Raw genomic sequence first — 275 nt, 5'->3', positions numbered from 1 at the left:
TCAAACTCTCCAATAAAGTTAGTTTGTCTAGCATCTAAAAATAAAAATTGACGTTTCACGTTGTTTGTTTCGTTCAGTTTTCAAAGAACTTTTTGGTGGAGCCTAGCGGGATCGAACCGCTGACCTCCTGCGTGCAAGGCAGGCGCTCTCCCAGCTGAGCTAAGGCCCCATGTTTTTGGGAATGTTGGGAATATCGGGAAGACAGGATTTGAACCTGCGACCCCCTGGTCCCAAACCAGGTGCTCTACCAAGCTGAGCCACTTCCCGTTAATAAA

The 275-nt window shown here is 47.3% G+C and carries 2 tRNA genes; both read right to left on the bottom strand.

The window, feature by feature from the left end:
* Positions 1 to 93: 93 nt before the first annotated feature.
* Positions 94 to 169, bottom strand: a tRNA-Ala gene (locus MR065_RS27270).
* Between the two features lie 24 nt (positions 170 to 193).
* Positions 194 to 267: transfer RNA gene (locus tag MR065_RS27265), tRNA-Pro, on the bottom strand.
* Positions 268 to 275 lie beyond the last annotated feature (8 nt).

Source organism: Bacillus cereus group sp. BfR-BA-01383 (assembly GCF_022663495.1).
GTDB classification, from domain to species: domain Bacteria; phylum Bacillota; class Bacilli; order Bacillales; family Bacillaceae_G; genus Bacillus_A; species Bacillus_A cereus_AU.
This window is presented reverse-complemented; position numbering and strand designations above follow the sequence as displayed.